We start from the raw sequence: 18,510 nt of genomic DNA, 5'->3' as shown, positions 1-18,510 counted from the left end.
TGAGGGAAGACACCATGAATGCGAAAGTCTGGTTGGTGGGCGCTGGCCCTGGTGATCCGGAACTGTTGACCCTTAAAGCCGTGCGCGCCTTGCGTGAAGCCGATGTGGTGATGATCGATGACCTGGTCAACGACGCAGTGCTGGAACACTGCCCCGCCGCGCGAATCATTGCGGTGGGCAAGCGCGGTGGCTGCCGCTCGACGCCGCAGGCCTTCATCCATCGTCTGATGCTGCGCTACGCCCGTCACGGCAAATGCGTGGTGCGGCTCAAGGGCGGTGATCCGTGCATCTTCGGTCGTGGCGGTGAAGAGGCTCAGTGGTTACGCGAGCGTGGCGTCGAGGTCGAGTTGGTCAACGGCATCACTGCCGGGCTGGCCGGTGCGACGCAGTGCGATATCCCCCTGACCCTGCGCGGTGTCGCGCGCGGCGTGACGCTGGTGACTGCGCATACGCAGGATGACAGCCAATTAAATTGGCAGGCACTGGCGCAAGGCGGGACAACGCTGGTGATCTACATGGGTGTGGCCAAGCTTGGCGAGATTCGTGAGCAATTGTTGGCGGGCGGGATGGCGAAGGATATGCCGGTAGCGATGATCGAAAACGCCTCGCTGCCGCATCAGCGCGAGTGCCGCAGTGATTTGATGGCGATGGAAGCGGACGCCAGCGTCTTTGAATTGAAGAGCCCGGCGATATTGGTCATTGGTGCTGTTGCTGCTGTTGCGCAAGATCAACAGATCGCAGCCTTCGGCAGCGCCTACATTGGGAGTGCTTGCGCCTTGTAAGCGCTGGCGCTTTACCAAATCGCAGACAAAGAAAAGCCCGGCCTAAGCCGGGCTTTTCTCAGAGCGGCAGCTAATTACTTAGCTTGAGCTTCAACCTGCGCTTCTACGCGACGGTTTACAGCGCGGCCAGCTTCAGTTTTGTTGTCAGCAACTGGGCGGGATTCGCCGTAGCCAACAGACTGAACGCGGGACGATTCAACACCGTACTGGTTGGTCAGAACTTGCTTAACGGCGTTTGCACGACGCTCGGACAGTTTCTGGTTGTAAGCGTCAGGACCGACGGAGTCAGTGTGACCTTCAACAGTAGTGGTGGTGGATGGGTACTGCTTCATGAAGTCAGCCAGGTTTTTGATATCGCCGTAGCTGTTGGTTTTAACAACAGATTTGTCGAAGTCAAATTTAACGTCCAGCTCAACACGAACAACTTCAGCAACTGCCGGGCAGCCGTCAGCGTCAACAGTTACGTTGGCTGGGGTGTCTGGGCACTTGTCAACGTTGTCGCAAACGCCATCGTTGTCGCTGTCGGAGCAGACTTCAGCTGGTGCTGGAACTGGAGCAGCAGCAGGCTTGGAGCCGCCACCGAAGTTCACACCGATACCGACGCTTGGAGCCCACTCGGTGTCGCCTTGGTCGATGTTGTACTGAGCTTCAACGCCAGCACGGGCGTAGAAGTTGTCAGTGAAGTACAGCTTGGCACCGCCGCCAACGTTGGCGAAGGTGGAACGGTTACGACCGTTCGAACCGTTCTGGTCGATGCTCTGGTCAGAGAAACCGGCCGAAACGTACGGACGCAGCATGTCGCCCGGGTTGTTGAAGTGGTACAGAGCGTCCAGAGCGGTGTTAGCGCCTTTTACGTTCTTGCCGTCGTCGGCACGTACGTTGTGCACTTCGTCGTAGCCCAGACGCAGTTCAACGTCGTCGGTCAGGAAGTAACCGATCGAGCCGCCGAACAGGTTGCCGTTGTTCTTGAAGTTACGAGCGCTGTCGAATTGTTCTTTCTTAGCGAAGCCTTCGATTTCAACTGCGCCTTGGCCTTGTGCCAGAGCGCCGAACGAAGTGGCAGCAATAAGAGAACCAATGGCCAAGCCCAAGGTGTTTTTCAGTTTCATCCGTTAAATCCCCATCTGGTGATTGTGAAGCAGTCCCGCAAACCGGGGGACAACTCGGCGGCAAGTCTATCAGAACTTGCCTACACGTAAGAGGTATTTGCGCTGAACTAAGTTTCAGCAATGCCTGCAAATTTCTCACGCAATTTATCTAGAGCGCGTTTGTACCGCATTTTTGTAGCACTCAAACCCATGTGCATGATGTCTGCGATCTCCTGAAACTCCAGCTCTGCGACAAATCGTAGCACCAGAATTTCGCGGTCAATCGGGTTCACATACACCAGCCAGCGATCAAGCCCGCCCTTGTCCTCGGGTTTTGGCGCCTTTTCTTCGGACGCTTCCTCAAGGGGGTCAAGACTCAATGCGTCCATCAAGCGACGCTTTCGCCGTTCTTTCCGATACTGCGTGATGCATTCGTTGTAAGTGATGCTGTACAGCCAGGTTTTGAACTTCGATTTCCCCTCGAAATTCTTCAAGCCATACAACACCTTCAACATCACTTCCTGACAGACATCGTCTGCATCGCGATCGTTCCCAAGATATCTCGCGCAGACGTTAAATAATGTTCGCTGGTAACGCCGCATCAGTTCTTCATAGGCGCGCGTCACGTGAAACAGCTCGGTATGCGAGCGCGCGACCAACTCCTCATCAGAGAGCTCGCGGGGGTCGTAGCGCGTAGATAGCGTTTGGGCTTTATTCAAAACAAGTCGTGCCGACAGTCAGGTCAATGTCCGCCGCAACCAGCCTAAGCTGGCATTTCGCGGCGGCATACATTAGCAGGGTTTGCCGGATTAGCGGCTACTCACATGCTGTTCCAGCAGGATCCGATTGGAAAGAGAGACTAGCTCACCCTCATCGGTCAGCAATGTGGTTTTAACCGTGCCGATCTCTTCGATCTGGCCTTCGACCTCGCCAACACGCACTTGTTGCCCAACCTGATACAACTCACGCACATAGATTCCCGCAAGAATCTGACCGGCAATTTCCCGGCTTCCCAACCCCATGGCCAGCGCAACCGCCAGACCAACGGTAATCAATACGATGACAATCACATGGTTCAGCAGGTCGGTCTTGACCTCAAGCTGGCTGATCGCGACCGAGATGCTGATGATGATCACCAGACCCTGAGCGATTCGCCCCAGCCCCGAAGCGTAGTCCAGGCCTACGCCTTCTGCCGCCCCGCGCACCAGCCCATTGGCCAGTTGCGCGAGCAAAACACCCACCAGCAACACCAAGGCTGCGCCAAATACTTTCGGCAAATACAGCGCCAGCATATCGAGCGTAGCTGAAACTCTCTCAAGGCCAAGGGATTCTGCTGCAGAAACGAGAAAAATAAGCAGAACGAACCAGTAAAAGATCTTGCCGATCAGTGTCGAGATCGGCACCTGAAGCCCGGCGCGCGACAGCAACTTGGTCAGTCCGGTGCCGCCCATCAGGCGATCGAGGCCCAATTTGGCGAGCAGTTTGGACAGCAAGGTATCGAGCAGCTTGGCCACGACGAAACCCAACAGCAGCACCACCAGTGCGCCGAACAGGTTCGGGATGAAGTTGGCGACTTTGGTCCACAACGCAGTCATTGCAGTGACGAGGCTCTGAGTCCAGAGATCAAGTTCCATATTCAATCAGCCTTATCAGCAGTGCGAGCGGTAGGTTTACGAAGACGGGAAACCGGCGAGACATGGGCCGATCCGTTATTCAGGGCGATCATCAGCGCGGGCAGCCAGCGGCCCAGCAGGCTGAACAGATCGCCGGCGCCGACCTGGCGGTTGGCGGTTTTGAGTACGCGGCCCAGACACGCATCGTCGTCACGGCTGGACGGCGAGGCGTTGAGCATGTCGCGCAAAGACTGTTCAAACGGATCGTGCATACGCACCTCTCGTGATGTCTGTGAAAGACGCGGGCAAATTTGGTCGGGTCACATGCGCCATGTTCAAACCCAGCGCAAACGACGGAATAACCACCATTGGCCGAAGGCCATGGCGAGCACCGTCAAGCAGGCGATCAGGAAACCATAAGGGCTGCTCGCGAACGGAATTCCGCCAACATTTATACCCAACAGCCCCGTGATAAAACTCATTGGCAAAAAGATGCAGGTGATGATCCCGAAGCGGTACATCGTGCGATTCATGCGCACGCTCAAACGCCGGTCTTCTGCCTCCAGGACAAGCCCCACGCGCTCTCGGGTCAATTCGAGTTCTTCCAGATAGCGGGTCAGGCTGTTGTTCAACTCGTTCCAGTAATCGGCATCATCATCGACAAACCACGGCAGCTTTATCCGCGTCATCTGGCCGAAAATATCCCGTTGTGGAGCGAGGAACCGCTTCAGTCCGGCCGCCCTGCGACGGATGTGCAAAATCGATCCGTGCTCTGGGGTATACCGTTCGTCGGCATCCATCTTTTCTTCTTCCTCATCGGCGATTTCCGAGAGGCAAGTGACCAGATCCTGCACTTTATTAGTGAGGAATTGCGCCAGATAAAGGATCAGCTCTGAGGACGTTTTCGGGCCTTTGCCCTCCGCCAGAATCGTCAGCAGTTCATCCGTGGCGCGCAAAGGGCGCAAACGCAGGGAAATAACGCGCTGGGCAGACGCGAAAATCCGCACCGAGACCATGTCTTCCGGCTCGGCACCCGGATTAAGGTTGACGCCGCGCAAAAACAGCAACAACTCGGAATCCGGCAACGGCAACAGGCGCGGTCGAGTGTTCTCTTCCAGCAGCAAGTCGCAGGTGAATTCGTTCAGGCCACTGGATTTGCGCAGCCAGGTCTGCGTTTGCGGATGACTGCGATCCCAGTGCAGCCACAGACTTTCATGAGCCTGTAGCTGCAAATCGTCGAGCTCAGTCCGGGCTATCGAACGCGCACCGCCTCTACCGTCCAGCACCAGGGCATGCACCAGCCCCCATTGCGCGTTTTCTTCCTCGAACATCCTCATCCCTTTGTCAAAAGCTTATTCAGGCATCTTCAGCGGACTCGGCGAGATGATTACGCCGTTGTTGTCCGCATAAATGTAGTGGCCCGGGTGGAACGTCACACCGGCAAAAGTTACTGGAACGTCAAGGTCGCCGAGCCCGCGCCTGTTGGACTTCCTCGGGTGACTAGCAAGGGCCTGCACGCCCAGATCGGTCTGCGCGATGATATCGACGTCGCGGATGCAACCGTAGATCACCAGCCCTTCCCAACCGTTTTTCGCGGCTTTCTCGGCCAGCATGTCCCCCAGCAGGGCATGACGCAGCGAACCACCACCGTCGACCACCAGTACCTTGCCATTCCCTTTGAGCTCGACCTGCTCCTTGACCAGCGAGTTGTCTTCGAAACATTTGATGGTCACGATTTCGCCGCCGAACGAATCACGTCCGCCGAAATTGCTGAACATCGGTTCCAGCACCTGGACCAGCTCCGGATAGGCATCGCACAGGTCAGGCGTGAGGTAATGGTTCATCGAAAAACTCCTGTAAAAAGGAAGACGATCAAGGATGACGCACTCTTGTGAGACGAGTTCCGGCAGTCGCTGTTTACCTTAGTTCATACAATGCTCGCTGAGCGAACCTGAACAAACGCTGAATACTTAATAGCAAATCAGCCACTAAATATGACCAGAACCGCACAATGCGTCATATCTTAGCCGCAAGCCGCCCCGAACGAAATGGCCTCTTCTGCGCCTCGCGACTCAGACTGCAGCCGCCAGATCCGGCTTCTCGCCCAGCAACGGGGTCTGCTGATCGTTCAACCAGCGCGCCACCAGTGGCCATACTTGTGCCTGTGCAGCCTTGCTTACCAACATTTCGACATGGCCGAAATTCTCGTTGAAGCCCTGCTCGCGCCCCAGATTGATGAACTGCTTGTGCTCAGAGCCAATCTGCTCGAACAGTTTGCGACAAGCCCACTCAGGATCCTGATGATCCCCGGCCGCACTCACCGCCAGCACTGGCACCTGAACATCAGCCAGACCGGCCCACCAATCTTTGTCCTTGTCACCAAACCGGCCGAACAGGCCGTACCAGCGCATGCTCTCGATGGCCAGGCCGATGGGCTCGTCTTCCGGTCCGCGTTTGAGACGTGAGCCCGACAACTGCGCGAAATGCTTGAGAATGAAGCGACCGCTCCATTCAACCGGCGGAATCTTCAGCGGCCAGTAAGTACGGCTGACCTGAGTGCCAAAAAACGCTGCCGACGCCACAGCGGGTTCGCCCAGATACTCGCCACCAAGAGCCGCCGCCAAGGTAATGCCGCCCAGCGAATGGCCGATCCAGTGCGGTACCTGCCCGCTCTGCTCACGCACGAATGCGGCGATTGCCGGCAAATCGTACCTGGCGTAGTCGGCGACACGGTTCCTGCGGTAATCCTCGTTGCGCTGCGATAAACCGTGACCGCGCATCTCCGGAATCCACACGTCGAAGCCCAGCCGCGCCAGATAAGCGCCGAGCCCCAGACCTTTGGGCGAGAACCAGAAGCGTCGGTTGGAAAAACTGCCGTGCAACAGGATGACCGGCACACCGCGCACCGCCGGTTCATCGGCCATACCCAGACGGGTGACGGCGATTTCTACGGACCAGTCCGGGCTGTTGCCGGGTTTGAGACGATAAACGTCTTCGCTCAGATCGCCGCGCCGCTCGGCGCTGATCAGGGCGACAGGAAATAGGTTGCTGCTGCTTTGCATAATGCTCTTGCACAAAAAAGGGCGGCATCCGGAGGCGCTCGCCCTGCTTGAATCACCTGAAGAACCGAATCGTGTGGGAGCGAGCCTGCTCGCGAAAGCGGTGTATCTGCCAACATTCATATCGAATGTTAATCCGATTTCGCGAGCAGGCTCGCTCCCACAGGGGACGCGGACCGTTCACATATTGGTTAAGCCTGCGCTTGGCCTTCCGCGAGGAAGAACCAGGTTTCCAGCACGGTGTCCGGGTTCAGCGACACGCTTTCGATGCCCTGCTCCATCAGCCAGCGAGCCAGATCCGGGTGATCGGAAGGGCCCTGACCGCAGATACCGATGTATTTGCCAGCCTTGTTGCACGCCTGAATGGCGTTCGACAGCAGCTTCTTGACGGCTGGATTACGCTCGTCGAACAGGTGCGCGATGATCCCGGAATCCCGATCCAGACCTAGCGTCAACTGAGTCAGGTCGTTGGAACCGATCGAGAAACCGTCGAAGAACTCGAGGAACTCTTCAGCCAGAATCGCGTTGGATGGCAATTCGCACATCATGATCACGCGCAGACCGTTTTCGCCGCGCTTCAGGCCGTTCTCTGCGAGCAGATCAACAACCTGACTGGCTTCGCCGAGGGTGCGCACGAACGGCACCATGATTTCGACGTTGGTCAGGCCCATCTCGTTGCGCACGCGTTTCAGCGCGCGGCATTCGAGTTCGAAGCAATCGCGGAACGATTCGCTGATGTAACGCGAAGCGCCACGGAAGCCCAGCATCGGGTTTTCTTCTTCAGGCTCATATAGCTTGCCGCCGATCAGGTTGGCGTATTCGTTGGACTTGAAGTCCGACAGACGCACGATGACCTTCTTCGGGGTGAACGCTGCTGCCAGGGTGCTGATGCCTTCGACCAGTTTGTCGACATAGAAGCCAACCGGATCGTCGTAGCCGGCAATACGCTTGTCGACGCTGTCCTTGATTTCCTGTGGCAGGCCATCGTAGTTCAGCAGCGCTTTAGGGTGCACGCCGATCATGCGGTTGATGATGAATTCCAGACGGGCCAGGCCCACACCGGCGTTCGGCAGTTGCGCGAAGTCGAAGGCGCGGTCCGGGTTGCCGACGTTCATCATGATCTTGAACGGCAGATCAGGCATGGCATCCACGGAGTTCTTCTTGATGTCGAAGCCCAGTTCACCTTCGAAGATGTAACCGGTGTCGCCTTCAGCACAGGACACGGTCACGCCCTGGCCATCCTTCAGCAACTGGGTGGCGTTGCCGCAACCGACAACGGCTGGAATGCCCAGCTCACGGGCGATGATCGCCGCGTGGCAGGTACGCCCGCCCCGGTTGGTCACGATGGCGCTGGCGCGCTTCATTACCGGTTCCCAGTCCGGGTCGGTCATGTCGGAAACCAGTACGTCGCCCGGCTGGACTTTGTCCATCTCGGACACGTCCTTGATGATCCGCACTTTACCGGCACCAATACGCTGGCCGATGGCACGACCTTCGACCAGCACGGTGCCGGTTTCTTTCAACAGGTAACGTTCCATGACGTTGGCCTGGGTACGGCTCTTCACGGTTTCCGGACGCGCCTGCACGATGTACAGCTTGCCGTCGTCACCGTCCTTGGCCCACTCGATGTCCATCGGGCACTGATAGTGCTTCTCGATGATCATCGCCTGCTTGGCCAGCTCGCTGACTTCGGCGTCGGACAGGCAGAAGCGCGCGCGATCAGCCTTGTCGACGTCGATGGTCTTGACCGACTTGCCGGCCGTGGCGACTTCGCCGTAGATCATCTTGATGGCTTTGCTGCCCAGGTTGCGACGCAGGATGGCCGGACGACCGGCCTCCAGCGTGCCCTTGTGGACATAGAATTCGTCCGGGTTCACCGCGCCTTGAACGACGGTTTCGCCCAGACCGTAAGCGCCGGTGATAAACACCACGTCACGGAAACCGGACTCGGTGTCGAGGGTGAACATCACGCCGGCGGTGCCGGTTTCCGAACGCACCATGCGCTGTACGCCGGCAGACAGGGCGACCAGTTTGTGGTCGAAGCCCTGATGCACGCGGTAAGAAATCGCACGGTCGTTGAACAAAGAGGCGAACACCTCTTTGGCAGCGCGGATAACGTTTTCCACGCCACGGATGTTCAGGAAGGTTTCCTGCTGACCGGCGAAGGACGCGTCCGGCAAGTCTTCGGCTGTGGCTGAAGAACGCACAGCCACGGCCATGTCAGGGTTTCCGGCCGACAGCGTGGCGAACGCGGTGCGGATCTCGGTATTGAGTTTTTCCGGGAATTCGGCGTCCATGATCCATTGACGGATCTGCGCGCCGGTCTTGGCCAGTGCGTTGACGTCATCAACGTCGAGTGCATCGAGGGCCTGGTGGATCTGGTCGTTGAGGCCACTCAGTTCGAGGAAGTCGCGATAGGCCTGAGCGGTGGTGGCAAAGCCGCCGGGGACCGACACACCGGCACCCGCCAGGTTGCTGATCATCTCGCCCAGGGATGCGTTCTTGCCCCCCACATGCTCAACATCGTGTTTGCCGAGCTTATCGAGGGAAACTACGTACTCTACCAAGGTGATCTCTCCACTAACTGTGTTGGAAAAGCTCAGAAACCGGCTGCTCGGGGGAGCGTTGACCGGTTGTATGGCCTGGACCTGGAAAATAAGTGAGAATGCTGGCCACTGGCGGCCGGCAAATCGCGCCTATCATATCCAAGATTCGTTATTAGCTTAAGGCCCAAGGTGCAAATGAAACGATCTGCTTTCTTTATCTCCGATGGCACCGGCATTACCGCCGAAACCCTGGGTCAAAGCCTCCTGGCGCAGTTCGAAAACATTACCTTCAGCAAATTCACGCGACCGTACATCGACAGCGTGGATAAAGCGCGGGCCATGGTACAACAAATCAATAAAGCCGCCGAAACCGACGGCTTTCGCCCGATCATCTTCGACACCATCGTCAATCAGGACATTCGTGAGATTCTCGCAACGTCCAATGGTTTCATGATCGACATTTTCTCGACCTTCCTCGCCCCGCTTGAGCAGGAACTGACCGAGCATTCTTCCTACACCGTCGGCAAGTCGCATTCGATCGGGCACAACTCCAATTACATGGAGCGGATCGAGGCGGTGAACTTCGCCCTCGACAACGATGACGGCGCCCGCACGCACTATTACGACAAGGCCGATCTGATTCTAGTGGGCGTGTCGCGATGTGGTAAGACGCCGACGTGTCTGTACATGGCCATGCAATTTGGTATCCGCGCGGCCAACTACCCGCTGACCGAAGACGACATGGAGCGCCTGCAACTGCCGCCCGCCCTGCGCGCTCATCAGCACAAGCTGTTCGGCCTGACCATCGACCCGGACCGCCTCACCGCGATCCGCAACGAGCGCAAACCCAACAGCCGCTATTCGAGCTATGCCCAGTGCGAATTCGAAGTGCGCGAAGTGGAAAACCTGTTCCGCCGCGAAAACATTCCGAACATCAACTCCACACATTTTTCGGTGGAAGAGATCTCGGCGAAGATTCTGGTGGAGAAAGGCGTGGAGCGGCGGTTCAAGTAGCTTTGCGGCGTCTGATCCGACGCCATCGCTGGCAAGCCAGCTCCCACAGGGATTTGTTGTGAGTGTGAATTTTGCAAACACCAGAGAAACCTGTGGGAGCGGGCTTGCCCGCGATGAACGATTACACGATGTCTGTTAATGCCAAGGCCAAAGCTTCGAAACCGCCAAGCAACAACCCGTCATCCCCGACTGAGTTACACACACTCACGCGAATAAACTGCGGCACCGCCGCATGTCCTACCGCGAACGCCTCGGCGGTCGCCACCAGATAGTTGTTTTCTTTCAACTCCGCAGCAATCTGCGACGCTCGCCACAACTCGGGCACCTCTACCCAAAAGTGCGGACTGTAGGTGTGCGTTTTGTAGCTCAAGCCGTCCAGCACACCCGCAACCAACGCTTTGCGGCGGCCAATCTCCGTGATCTGCTCATCCATTAAACGTTCGGCCATGCCGTTTTCGATCCACAGGCTCGCCACCTCCATCGACAGCGGATTGGCCATCCAGCACGTCGCCCGAATGGCTGAGCTGATACGCCCGATCAGCGCCTGCGGCGCGTGCAGATAACCGACCCGCAGCCCCGCCGAAACGGCCTTGCTGAGACTGCCGATCAGCACCGCACGCTCAGGAGCGAAATAACTCAATGGCAGCGGGCGCTGGTGGTCGAGCACAGCGTGGGCTTCGTCTTCGATAATCAGCAGATTGTGCTGGCGGCACACCTCGGCAATCGCCTCGCGCCGCGGGATCGACATCACAGCGGCTGTAGGATTCTGGATCGTTGGCGTGCAATACACCGCCGCTACCCGATGCTGACGGCAAATGTCCTCCAGCGCCGACGGCAACAGTCCTTTGTCATCCATCGCGGCGCCGATGAGTTTTATCCCGAGTTGACGTGCGACGCTGATCAATCCGGGGTAGGACAAATGCTCGGTCACGACCGTGTCGCCGGCCTTGAGCAAAGCCATCAAGGCGCACAACAAACCGTGCTGACCACCGTTGACGCACAGCACCTGATCGGCGTGCGGCACGAAATTCCCGTGGCGCAACCAGACCGCCCCCGCCACCCGGTGCCTGGCCAATCCGCTTTCAGCGGTGTATCCGGTTAATTGCTGTAACAAGCCCGGATCATTGGCCAGCTCAACAAGACACTCGCGCATGAACGCTGCTTCCTGGCCGGGGATCGGCTGGTTGCGGCTCATGTCGAAACACGCTGGCGGCTCGTCGCTGACATTGCGAAAGCCTTTGTCCTGCGGCCGTTCCATCCCGCGCTGACGCACATAGGTGCCGTCTCCTACGCGAGCCACAACCAATCCGACACGCTCAAGCTCGCCGTAAGCACGACTGATGGTGCCGATGGTGACGCCAAGACTATCGGCCAACAGTCTGTGCGGTGGCAGCTTGCAACCGGCCTCGATAACGCCCTCGCCGATGGCCTTTTCGACCGCATCGGCCAGGCGCTTGTACTTGACTCCGACGCCATTGACGAGGCCGTCGCGAAGGATTGACACCATGGCAATACTTACTTTGACAGTCATTCTCGCCCCAAATAGCGTATGGAAAACAGGTTCAATCAGGAATAGACGTTTTCAGTAATGAGGTCAATTCCCCGCTCGGAGCACCCAACATGTCGACCGTCGTCAGCTCACCAACAACCATCAGCAAACCCTGGCTTGCCGGATTGATCACCAGCGCCCTGTTTCTCATCGTCTGTCTGAGCTGGGGCACCACATGGCTGGGGATCAAGATTGCCGTGGAAAGCGTGCCGCCACTGACCGCTGCCGGCCTGCGCTTTCTGATTGCCTTCCCGCTGTTCCTCAGCTTCGCGGTGTTGCGCAAGGAACCCCTGCTATTCCCACGACAAAGTCGCTGGTTTTTTGTGTTCGTCACGCTGTCGTATTTCAGCCTGCCGTATTACCTGCTCAACTATGGCGAGATGCACGTGTCGTCTGGCCTGACGGCGCTGCTGTTCAGCTGCATGCCGGTGTTTATCCTGATGTTCAGCGCACTGTTTCTGCGCGAGAAAATCTATCCATCGCAAATGCTCGGCATCGCCATCGGCTTCGCCAGTTTGTTCATGATCATTCGCAGCCAGGGCTTGCACCTTGATCAGGCGGAATGGCTTGGCGTGCTGGCGATTCTCTGCGCAGCCGTCATGCATGCGCTTTGCTACGTAGTGACGAAAAAACACGGCAGCGCCATCAGCGTGATCACCTACAACACGCTGCCGATCGGCATCGCCGGGCTGATGTTATTTATTGTCGGATTGAGCTTCGAAGCGCCGAGCTTCCAGGACGTGAGTGCGCGCTCATGGGCTGCCCTGCTCTATCTCGGGCTGGTGGCGTCGGTGGGTGGATTCATCGTTTATTTTTTGCTGCTTAAACGCCTGAGCCCGATCATTCTGTCCTTCGTGTTTATCATTTTCCCGGTGTTCGCCGTGATCATCGGCGCCTGGTACGAAGGGCAAACCCTGTCCCGGGAACTGATGATCTATTCGGCGATTTTGTTGAGCGGTTTTGCGATCACCAAACTGCCCATCGAAAAATGGCGCAACCGCTCTGTGTAGGAGCTGCCGCAGGCTGCGATCTTTTGATCTTGTTTTTTACAATCAAAGTCAAAAGATCGCAGCCTGCGGCAGCTCCTACAGGGTTTGCGTCAGATCACGAACAGGTCGACGAAGCGGTGGACTGGCGTCGCTTCCAGCCGCGTCTGATCTTTGCACAGCGCCAGGATCTCGGCGCTGCGTTGGCTGGTGAAGCGCGTTGCCAGGTTGGCCTTGAACTTGTCTTCCAGCAAAGGAATGCCCTGCGCCCGGCGGCGGCGATGGCCGATCGGGTATTCCACCACGACGTTGTCGGTGCTGGTGCCGTCCTTGAAAAACACCTGCACGGCGTTGGCAATCGAGCGCTTGTCGGCCTCGAGGTATTCGCGGGTGAAGCGCGGCTCTTCGACGATGTGCATTTTCTCGCGCAGCACATCAATGATCGGATGAGCTTTGTGGAAATCGTCCTCGTACTGCTCGGCGATCAGGTTGCCGAAGGCCAGCGGCACGGCGGTCATGTACTGAATGCAGTGATCGCGGTCGGCAGCGTTGGCCAGCGGCCCGACCTTGGAAATGATGCGGATCGCCGATTCGTGGGTGGTGATGACGATTCGCTCGATTTCGTGCAGCCGGTTGCGCACTTGCGGATGCAACGTCACCGCTGCCTCGCACGCAGTTTGCGCGTGGAACTCGGCGGGAAAGCTGATCTTGAACAGGACGTTTTCCATCACATAACTGCCGAACGGTCGTGAGAAAGCGAAGGCGCGTTTGTCTTCCGGCTTCAACGCCAGGTCGCTGTTGGTGTGGCTGAAGAGTACGTCGTAAAAGCCCCACTGCTTGGCACTCAACACACCGGGAATGCCCATTTCGCCACGCATGGCGATATCGGCCAGACGCACGCCACGGCTGGACGCATCCCCCGCTGCCCAGGATTTTCGCGAGCCAGCGTTCGGTGCATGACGGTAGGTGCGCAGCGCCTGACCGTCGGCGAATGCATGGGACAGCGCCGACAACATCTGCTCGCGATTGGCGCCCATCAGCTTGGCGGTCACGGCGGTCGAGGCGACTTTCACCAGAATGACGTGATCAAGTCCTACGCGGTTGAAGGAGTTTTCCAGGGCGATGACGCCCTGAATCTCGTGAGCCATGATCATCGCTTCCAGCACATCGCGAATCGTCAGTGCTGCTTCAGCGTTGGCCGAGCGCTTCTGCGAGAGGTGATCGGCCACCGCGAGAATTGCGCCGAGGTTGTCCGACGGATGGCCCCATTCGGCGGCGAGCCAGGTGTCGTTGTAGTCGAGCCAGCGCACGATGCAGCCGATATCCCACGCCGCTTTCACCGGATCCAGGCGATAAGGGGTGCCCGGGACGCGAGCGCCAAACGGCACGACGGTGCCTTCGACGATGGGGCCAAGGTGCTTGGTGCATTCGGGAAAACGCAGCGCCAGCAGACCGCAACCCAGCGTGTCCATCAGGCAGTGGCGGGCGGTGTTCAGGGCTTCGGTGGATTCAACTTTGAAGGTCAGGACGTAGTCGGCGATGTCCTGCAGGACACGGTCGTAGTGGGGGCGGTTGTTCAGGTCGACGTTGGCGCTCATTGCGTTTCTCCTGTGCGGGAATGATGAGTGGTACGGTCTTCCTCAGGGCTTGGTTGGTTTGGTTGATTGCAGGTCTGGGGGCGCCTGCTCTTTTTGTGTTTCTTCAGGTGGTGAGGCCCCTCACCCTAGCCCTCTCCCGAGGGAGAGGGAACCGATTGGGGGATGCTAATGAGGTTCATCACCTGGAAGTGCTTTACCGAATCCATAATCGACTCGGTCTTTCAGGTCGGTGTAAAACCTCAGACACCTCGGTCGGCCCCCTCTCCCTCCGGGAGAGGGCTGGGGTGAGGGTAAAAGCTCTCGAATCAGAACGAATCACCGGGAATACGCACATTGCCTTCCATCAGGACGCGCGCACTGCGGCTCATGATGGCTTTTTTCACCACCCACTCACCATTTTCCTGGCTCGCCTCGGCACCGACCCGCAATGTGCCGGAAGGATGACCGAAACGCACGGCGCTGCGTTCCACGCCACCCGCCGCCAGGTTCACCAGCGTCCCGGGAATTGCCGCCGCAGTGCCGATGGCGACCGCAGCCGTGCCCATCATCGCGTGGTGCAGTTTGCCCATCGACAATGCACGCACCAGCAAATCAACGTCACCGGCAGCAATCGCTTTGCCGCTGGACGCCACGTAATCCGCAGGCTTGGCAACGAACGCGACTTTCGGTGTGTGTTGGCGCTTGGCCGCTTCATCGAGATTCGAGATCAAGCCCATGCGCAAAGCGCCATAAGCGCGGATGGTCTCGAACATCTGCAAGGCTTTCGGGTCGCTGTTGATCGCACTTTGCAGTTCGGTGCCGGTGTAGCCGATGTCTTCGGCGTTGACGAAAATCGTCGGAATACCCGCATTGATCATGGTCACCCTGAACGTGCCAACACCCGGCACCTCCAGCTCATCGATCAGGTTGCCAGTAGGAAACATCGAGCCACCAGCGCCCTCTTCTTCTGCCGCTGGATCCATGAACTCCACCTGCACTTCGGCCGCCGGAAAGGTCACGCCGTCGAGTTCAAAATCCCCGGTCTCCTGCACTTCACCGTTGGTGATCGGCACGTGGGCGATGATGGTTTTGCCGATATTCGCCTGCCACACGCGTACCACGGCGACACCGTCGCGCGGAATGCGACTGGCATCGACCAGGCCATTGCTGATCGCAAACGAACCGACCGCCGCCGACAGGTTGCCGCAGTTGCCGCTCCAGTCCACGAACGGCTTGTCGATGGAGACCTGGCCGAACAGGTAATCGACGTCGTGATCAGCCTGGCTGCTTTTCGACAGGATCACGGTTTTGCTGGTGCTTGAAGTGGCGCCGCCCATGCCGTCGATTTGCTTGTCGTACGGGTCGGGGCTGCCGATCACGCGCAGCAGCAAGGCGTCGCGTGCGGGACCTGGAACCTGCGCCGCTTCAGGCAAATCTTTCAGGCTGAAGAACACGCCTTTGCTGGTGCCACCGCGCATGTAAGTGGCGGGAATTTTGATTTGGGGAACGTGAGCCATGGTGCTCCTTAACGAAGGCACGGGACTTGAAGTCCCATGCCCACATCCGATGATTTAAACGGCAGCTGCCGACTCTTCGAGGAAGTCCTGAGCGAAGCGCTGTAACACGCCGCCGGCCTCGTAGATCGACACTTCTTCAGCGGTATCGAGGCGGCACGTCACCGGCACGTCAACGCGCTCGCCATTCTTGCGATGAATCACCAGCGTCAGGTCAGCGCGCGGCTTGCGCTCGCCAATCACGTCGTAGGTTTCGCTGCCGTCGATGGCCAGGGTATGACGGTCGGTGCCCGCCTTGAACTCCAGCGGCAACACGCCCATGCCCACCAGGTTGGTGCGGTGGATGCGTTCGAAACCCTCAGCGGCAATCGCTTCGACACCGGCCAGCCGCACGCCTTTGGCCGCCCAGTCGCGGGACGAACCTTGACCGTAATCGGCGCCGGCAATAATGATCAGCGGCTGCTTGCGCTCCATGTAGGTTTCGATGGCTTCCCACATGCGCATGACTTTGCCTTCCGGCTCGACACGGGCCAGCGAACCCTGCTTGACCTTGCCGTTTTCCACGACCATTTCGTTGAACAGTTTCGGGTTGGCAAACGTCGCGCGCTGGGCGGTCAAGTGGTCGCCACGGTGGGTTGCGTAGGAGTTGAAGTCCTCTTCCGGAAGGCCCATTTTCGCCAGGTATTCGCCGGCGGCGCTGTCGAGCATGATCGCGTTCGACGGCGACAGGTGATCGGTGGTGATGTTGTCCGGCAGCACCGCCAGTGGGCGCATGCCCTTGAGCGGACGCGCGCCGGCCAGTGCGCCTTCCCAGTACGGCGGACGGCGGATGTAGGTGCTCATCTCGCGCCAGTCGTACAGCGGCGTGACTTTCGGGCCGGTGTCTTCATGGATGGCGAACATCGGGATGTAGACCTGACGGAACTGCTCGGGTTTGACCGAAGACTTCACCACGGCGTCGATTTCTTCGTCGCTCGGCCAGATGTCTTTGAGGCGAATTTCCTTGCCGTCGACCACGCCCAAGACATCTTTCTCGATGTCGAAACGGATGGTCCCGGCAATCGCGTAAGCAACCACCAGCGGCGGCGATGCAAGGAAGGCCTGCTTGGCGTAAGGGTGGATGCGGCCGTCGAAGTTGCGGTTGCCCGAGAGCACGGCAGTCGCATACAGATCGCGGTCGATGATTTCCTGCTGGATCACCGGATCCAGTGCGCCGGACATGCCGTTGCACGTGGTGCAGGCGAACGCCACGACGCCGAAACCGAGTTGTTCCAGTTCAGTGGTCAGCCCCGCTTCATCAAGGTACAGCGCCACGGTTTTCGAACCCGGCGCCAGCGAGGATTTGACCCACGGTTTGCGCGTCAATCCGAGTCGGTTGGCGTTGCGCGCAATCAGGCCGGCGGCGATCACGTTGCGCGGATTGCTGGTGTTGGTGCAACTGGTGATGGCCGCGATGATCACCGCACCATCGGGCATTTGCCCCGGCACGTCATCCCACTGACCGGAGATGCCTTTGGCGGCCAGATCCGAGGTCGCAACGCGCGCGTGCGGGTTGCTCGGGCCGGCCATGTTGCGCACTACCGACGACAAGTCGAAGGTCAGACCGCGCTCGTATTGCGCGCCTTTGAGGCTGTCGGCCCACAGACCGGTGGTCTTGGCGTAATGCTCGACAAGCTGCACTTGTTGGTCTTCACGACCGGTGAGCTTGAGGTAATCGATGGTCTGCTGGTCGATGTAGAACATCGCCGCGGTGGCGCCGTATTCCGGCGCCATGTTGGAGATGGTTGCGCGGTCGCCGAGGGTCAGCGCGGCAGCGCCTTCACCGAAGAACTCCAGCCATGCGCCGACGACTTTCTGCTTGCGCAGGTACTCGGTCAGCGCCAGCACCATGTCGGTGGCGGTGATGCCCGGTTGCAGTTTGCCGGTCAGTTCGACGCCGACGCTTTCCGGCAGACGCATCCACGAGGCGCGGCCGAGCATGACGCTCTCGGCTTCGAGGCCGCCGACGCCGATGGCGATCACGCCCAGCGCATCGACGTGCGGGGTGTGGCTGTCGGTACCGACGCACGTGTCGGGGAACGCCACGCCGTCACGCACCTGGATCACCGGAGACATTTTCTCCAGGTTGATCTGGTGCATGATGCCGTTGCCCGGCGGGATCACATCAACATTCTTGAAGGCTTTTTTGGTCCAGTTGATGAAGTGAAAACGGTCTTCATTGCGACGATCTTCGATGGCGCGATTCTTCTCGAACGCCTGCGCATCAAAGCCCCCCGCCTCTACCGCCAGCGAGTGGTCGACAATCAGTTGCGTCGGCACCACCGGATTGACTTGCGCCGGATCGCCGCCCTGCAAGGCAATCGCGTCACGCAGACCGGCGAGGTCGACCAGTGCGGTCTGACCGAGAATGTCATGGCAGACAACGCGCGCCGGGAACCACGGGAAATCGAGGTCGCGCTTGCGCTCGATGAATTGCTTCAGGGATTCGGTCAGCGTGGCCGGGTCGCAGCGACGCACAAGGTTTTCCGCCAGCACGCGCGAGGTGTACGGCAGGGTGTCGTAAGCGCCGGGCTGGATCGCATCGACAGCCGCGCGGACGTCGAAATAGTCCAGCGGTGTTCCGGGCAGGTTCTTGCGAAATTCTGTGTTCATCGGGTCAGGACTCGGGTCACGGGAGTTTCAAGGGGTGGGTGCTGACTTCGACCTTCAATTCACGCTGAACCCTGTGGGAGCTGGCTTGCCAGCGATAGCGGTGGGTCAGTCAACATCAATGTTGGATGTA

At 58.7% G+C, this 18,510-nt stretch carries 15 protein-coding genes; 3 read left to right on the top strand and 12 right to left on the bottom strand.

The annotated features are described in order from the left end of the window. Window positions 1-14: 14 nt before the first annotated feature. Window positions 15-782 (top strand): uroporphyrinogen-III C-methyltransferase, encoded by a 768-nt coding sequence (cobA, locus tag IEQ42_RS13530; protein WP_210703845.1) that lies wholly within the window; start codon window positions 15-17, stop codon window positions 780-782. A 74-nt stretch (window positions 783-856) separates the two neighbouring features. Here cobA and IEQ42_RS13525 read toward each other — a convergent pair whose 3' ends face one another. The 8 genes from IEQ42_RS13525 to ppsA all read right to left on the bottom strand — a co-directional run bounded on the left by IEQ42_RS13525 (window position 857) and on the right by ppsA (window position 9,109). Beyond that, window positions 857-1,891 (bottom strand): OmpA family protein, encoded by a 1,035-nt coding sequence (locus IEQ42_RS13525; RefSeq protein WP_042558500.1) that lies wholly within the window; start codon window positions 1,889-1,891, stop codon window positions 857-859. A 107-nt stretch (window positions 1,892-1,998) separates the two neighbouring features. Beyond that, window positions 1,999-2,589 carry an RNA polymerase sigma factor SigX gene (gene sigX / locus IEQ42_RS13520; RefSeq protein ID WP_042558499.1) on the bottom strand — a complete coding sequence of 197 codons (591 nt, stop codon included), beginning with the start codon at window positions 2,587-2,589 and terminating at the stop codon, window positions 1,999-2,001. Window positions 2,590-2,679: 90 nt separating this feature from the next. Then, a complete protein-coding gene (locus IEQ42_RS13515) occupies window positions 2,680-3,504 on the bottom strand; it encodes a mechanosensitive ion channel family protein (RefSeq protein WP_210703844.1) in 825 nt (274 codons plus the stop codon). Between the two features lie 2 nt (window positions 3,505-3,506). Next, the gene (locus tag IEQ42_RS13510) at window positions 3,507-3,755 is read right to left on the bottom strand and encodes a hypothetical protein (protein ID WP_008076827.1); all 249 of its coding nucleotides are present in this window, start codon (window positions 3,753-3,755) and stop codon (window positions 3,507-3,509) included. A gap of 63 nt (window positions 3,756-3,818) precedes the next feature. Further along, window positions 3,819-4,814 carry a zinc transporter ZntB gene (locus tag IEQ42_RS13505; RefSeq protein WP_042558498.1) on the bottom strand — a complete coding sequence of 332 codons (996 nt, stop codon included), beginning with the start codon at window positions 4,812-4,814 and terminating at the stop codon, window positions 3,819-3,821. A gap of 21 nt (window positions 4,815-4,835) precedes the next feature. Next, window positions 4,836-5,327, bottom strand: coding sequence for a ribonuclease E activity regulator RraA (gene rraA / locus IEQ42_RS13500; RefSeq protein WP_210703843.1), 492 nt, complete (start codon window positions 5,325-5,327; stop codon window positions 4,836-4,838). Between the two features lie 228 nt (window positions 5,328-5,555). After that, window positions 5,556-6,545: an alpha/beta fold hydrolase gene (locus IEQ42_RS13495; protein WP_210703842.1), complete on the bottom strand. Its 990-nt coding sequence runs from the start codon at window positions 6,543-6,545 to the stop codon at window positions 5,556-5,558. Window positions 6,546-6,733: 188 nt separating this feature from the next. Then, on the bottom strand, window positions 6,734-9,109 hold the full coding sequence (gene ppsA / locus IEQ42_RS13490) for a phosphoenolpyruvate synthase (RefSeq protein WP_210703841.1): 2,376 nt from the start codon (window positions 9,107-9,109) through the stop codon (window positions 6,734-6,736). A gap of 174 nt (window positions 9,110-9,283) precedes the next feature. On the opposite strand from ppsA, the gene ppsR reads away from it, so the two are divergent. Further along, entirely contained in the window at window positions 9,284-10,102 is an 819-nt protein-coding gene (ppsR, locus tag IEQ42_RS13485) for a posphoenolpyruvate synthetase regulatory kinase/phosphorylase PpsR (protein WP_042558495.1), read from the top strand. Between the two features lie 121 nt (window positions 10,103-10,223). Here the strand turns inward: ppsR and IEQ42_RS13480 are convergent, their stop codons facing one another. Next, window positions 10,224-11,633 carry an aminotransferase-like domain-containing protein gene (locus IEQ42_RS13480; protein WP_210703840.1) on the bottom strand — a complete coding sequence of 470 codons (1,410 nt, stop codon included), beginning with the start codon at window positions 11,631-11,633 and terminating at the stop codon, window positions 10,224-10,226. Window positions 11,634-11,722: 89 nt separating this feature from the next. Here IEQ42_RS13480 and IEQ42_RS13475 point away from each other — a divergent pair, with 89 nt between their 5' ends. Next, window positions 11,723-12,661, top strand: coding sequence for a DMT family transporter (locus tag IEQ42_RS13475; RefSeq protein ID WP_210703839.1), 939 nt, complete (start codon window positions 11,723-11,725; stop codon window positions 12,659-12,661). An 89-nt stretch (window positions 12,662-12,750) separates the two neighbouring features. On the opposite strand, the gene prpD is transcribed toward IEQ42_RS13475, so the two are convergent. From prpD to acnD, 3 genes are all read right to left on the bottom strand, one after another. Next, window positions 12,751-14,235 (bottom strand): 2-methylcitrate dehydratase, encoded by a 1,485-nt coding sequence (prpD, locus tag IEQ42_RS13470; protein ID WP_210703838.1) that lies wholly within the window; start codon window positions 14,233-14,235, stop codon window positions 12,751-12,753. A gap of 305 nt (window positions 14,236-14,540) precedes the next feature. After that, on the bottom strand, window positions 14,541-15,731 hold the full coding sequence (prpF, locus tag IEQ42_RS13465) for a 2-methylaconitate cis-trans isomerase PrpF (protein ID WP_210703837.1): 1,191 nt from the start codon (window positions 15,729-15,731) through the stop codon (window positions 14,541-14,543). A 54-nt stretch (window positions 15,732-15,785) separates the two neighbouring features. Continuing rightward, entirely contained in the window at window positions 15,786-18,380 is a 2,595-nt protein-coding gene (gene acnD, locus IEQ42_RS13460) for a Fe/S-dependent 2-methylisocitrate dehydratase AcnD (RefSeq protein WP_210703836.1), read from the bottom strand. Window positions 18,381-18,510: the final 130 nt, after the last annotated feature.

The sequence above is a fragment of the Pseudomonas iridis genome (genome assembly GCF_017980685.1).
In the GTDB taxonomy this organism is placed as follows: Bacteria; Pseudomonadota; Gammaproteobacteria; order Pseudomonadales; family Pseudomonadaceae; genus Aquipseudomonas; species Aquipseudomonas iridis.
Note: the sequence above shows the minus strand (reverse complement) of the source record. Positions and strands in the feature narration are given on the sequence as shown.

Excerpts from the sequence above, each read along its gene's own strand:
- ppsR (WP_042558495.1), top strand. The coding sequence starts at position 9,284 with ATGAAACGATCTGCTTTCTTTATCTCCGATGGCACCGGCATTACCGCC.
- IEQ42_RS13475 (WP_210703839.1), top strand. The coding sequence starts at position 11,723 with ATGTCGACCGTCGTCAGCTCACCAACAACCATCAGCAAACCCTGGCTT.
- rraA (WP_210703843.1), bottom strand. The coding sequence starts at position 5,327 with ATGAACCATTACCTCACGCCTGACCTGTGCGATGCCTATCCGGAGCTG.
- IEQ42_RS13515 (WP_210703844.1), bottom strand. The coding sequence starts at position 3,504 with ATGGAACTTGATCTCTGGACTCAGAGCCTCGTCACTGCAATGACTGCG.
- prpD (WP_210703838.1), bottom strand. The coding sequence starts at position 14,235 with ATGAGCGCCAACGTCGACCTGAACAACCGCCCCCACTACGACCGTGTC.
- acnD (WP_210703836.1), bottom strand. The coding sequence starts at position 18,380 with ATGAACACAGAATTTCGCAAGAACCTGCCCGGAACACCGCTGGACTAT.
- IEQ42_RS13495 (WP_210703842.1), bottom strand. The coding sequence starts at position 6,545 with ATGCAAAGCAGCAGCAACCTATTTCCTGTCGCCCTGATCAGCGCCGAG.
- cobA (WP_210703845.1), top strand. The coding sequence starts at position 15 with ATGAATGCGAAAGTCTGGTTGGTGGGCGCTGGCCCTGGTGATCCGGAA.
- IEQ42_RS13525 (WP_042558500.1), bottom strand. The coding sequence starts at position 1,891 with ATGAAACTGAAAAACACCTTGGGCTTGGCCATTGGTTCTCTTATTGCT.
- IEQ42_RS13480 (WP_210703840.1), bottom strand. The coding sequence starts at position 11,633 with ATGACTGTCAAAGTAAGTATTGCCATGGTGTCAATCCTTCGCGACGGC.
- IEQ42_RS13510 (WP_008076827.1), bottom strand. The coding sequence starts at position 3,755 with ATGCACGATCCGTTTGAACAGTCTTTGCGCGACATGCTCAACGCCTCG.
- IEQ42_RS13505 (WP_042558498.1), bottom strand. The coding sequence starts at position 4,814 with ATGTTCGAGGAAGAAAACGCGCAATGGGGGCTGGTGCATGCCCTGGTG.
- prpF (WP_210703837.1), bottom strand. The coding sequence starts at position 15,731 with ATGGCTCACGTTCCCCAAATCAAAATTCCCGCCACTTACATGCGCGGT.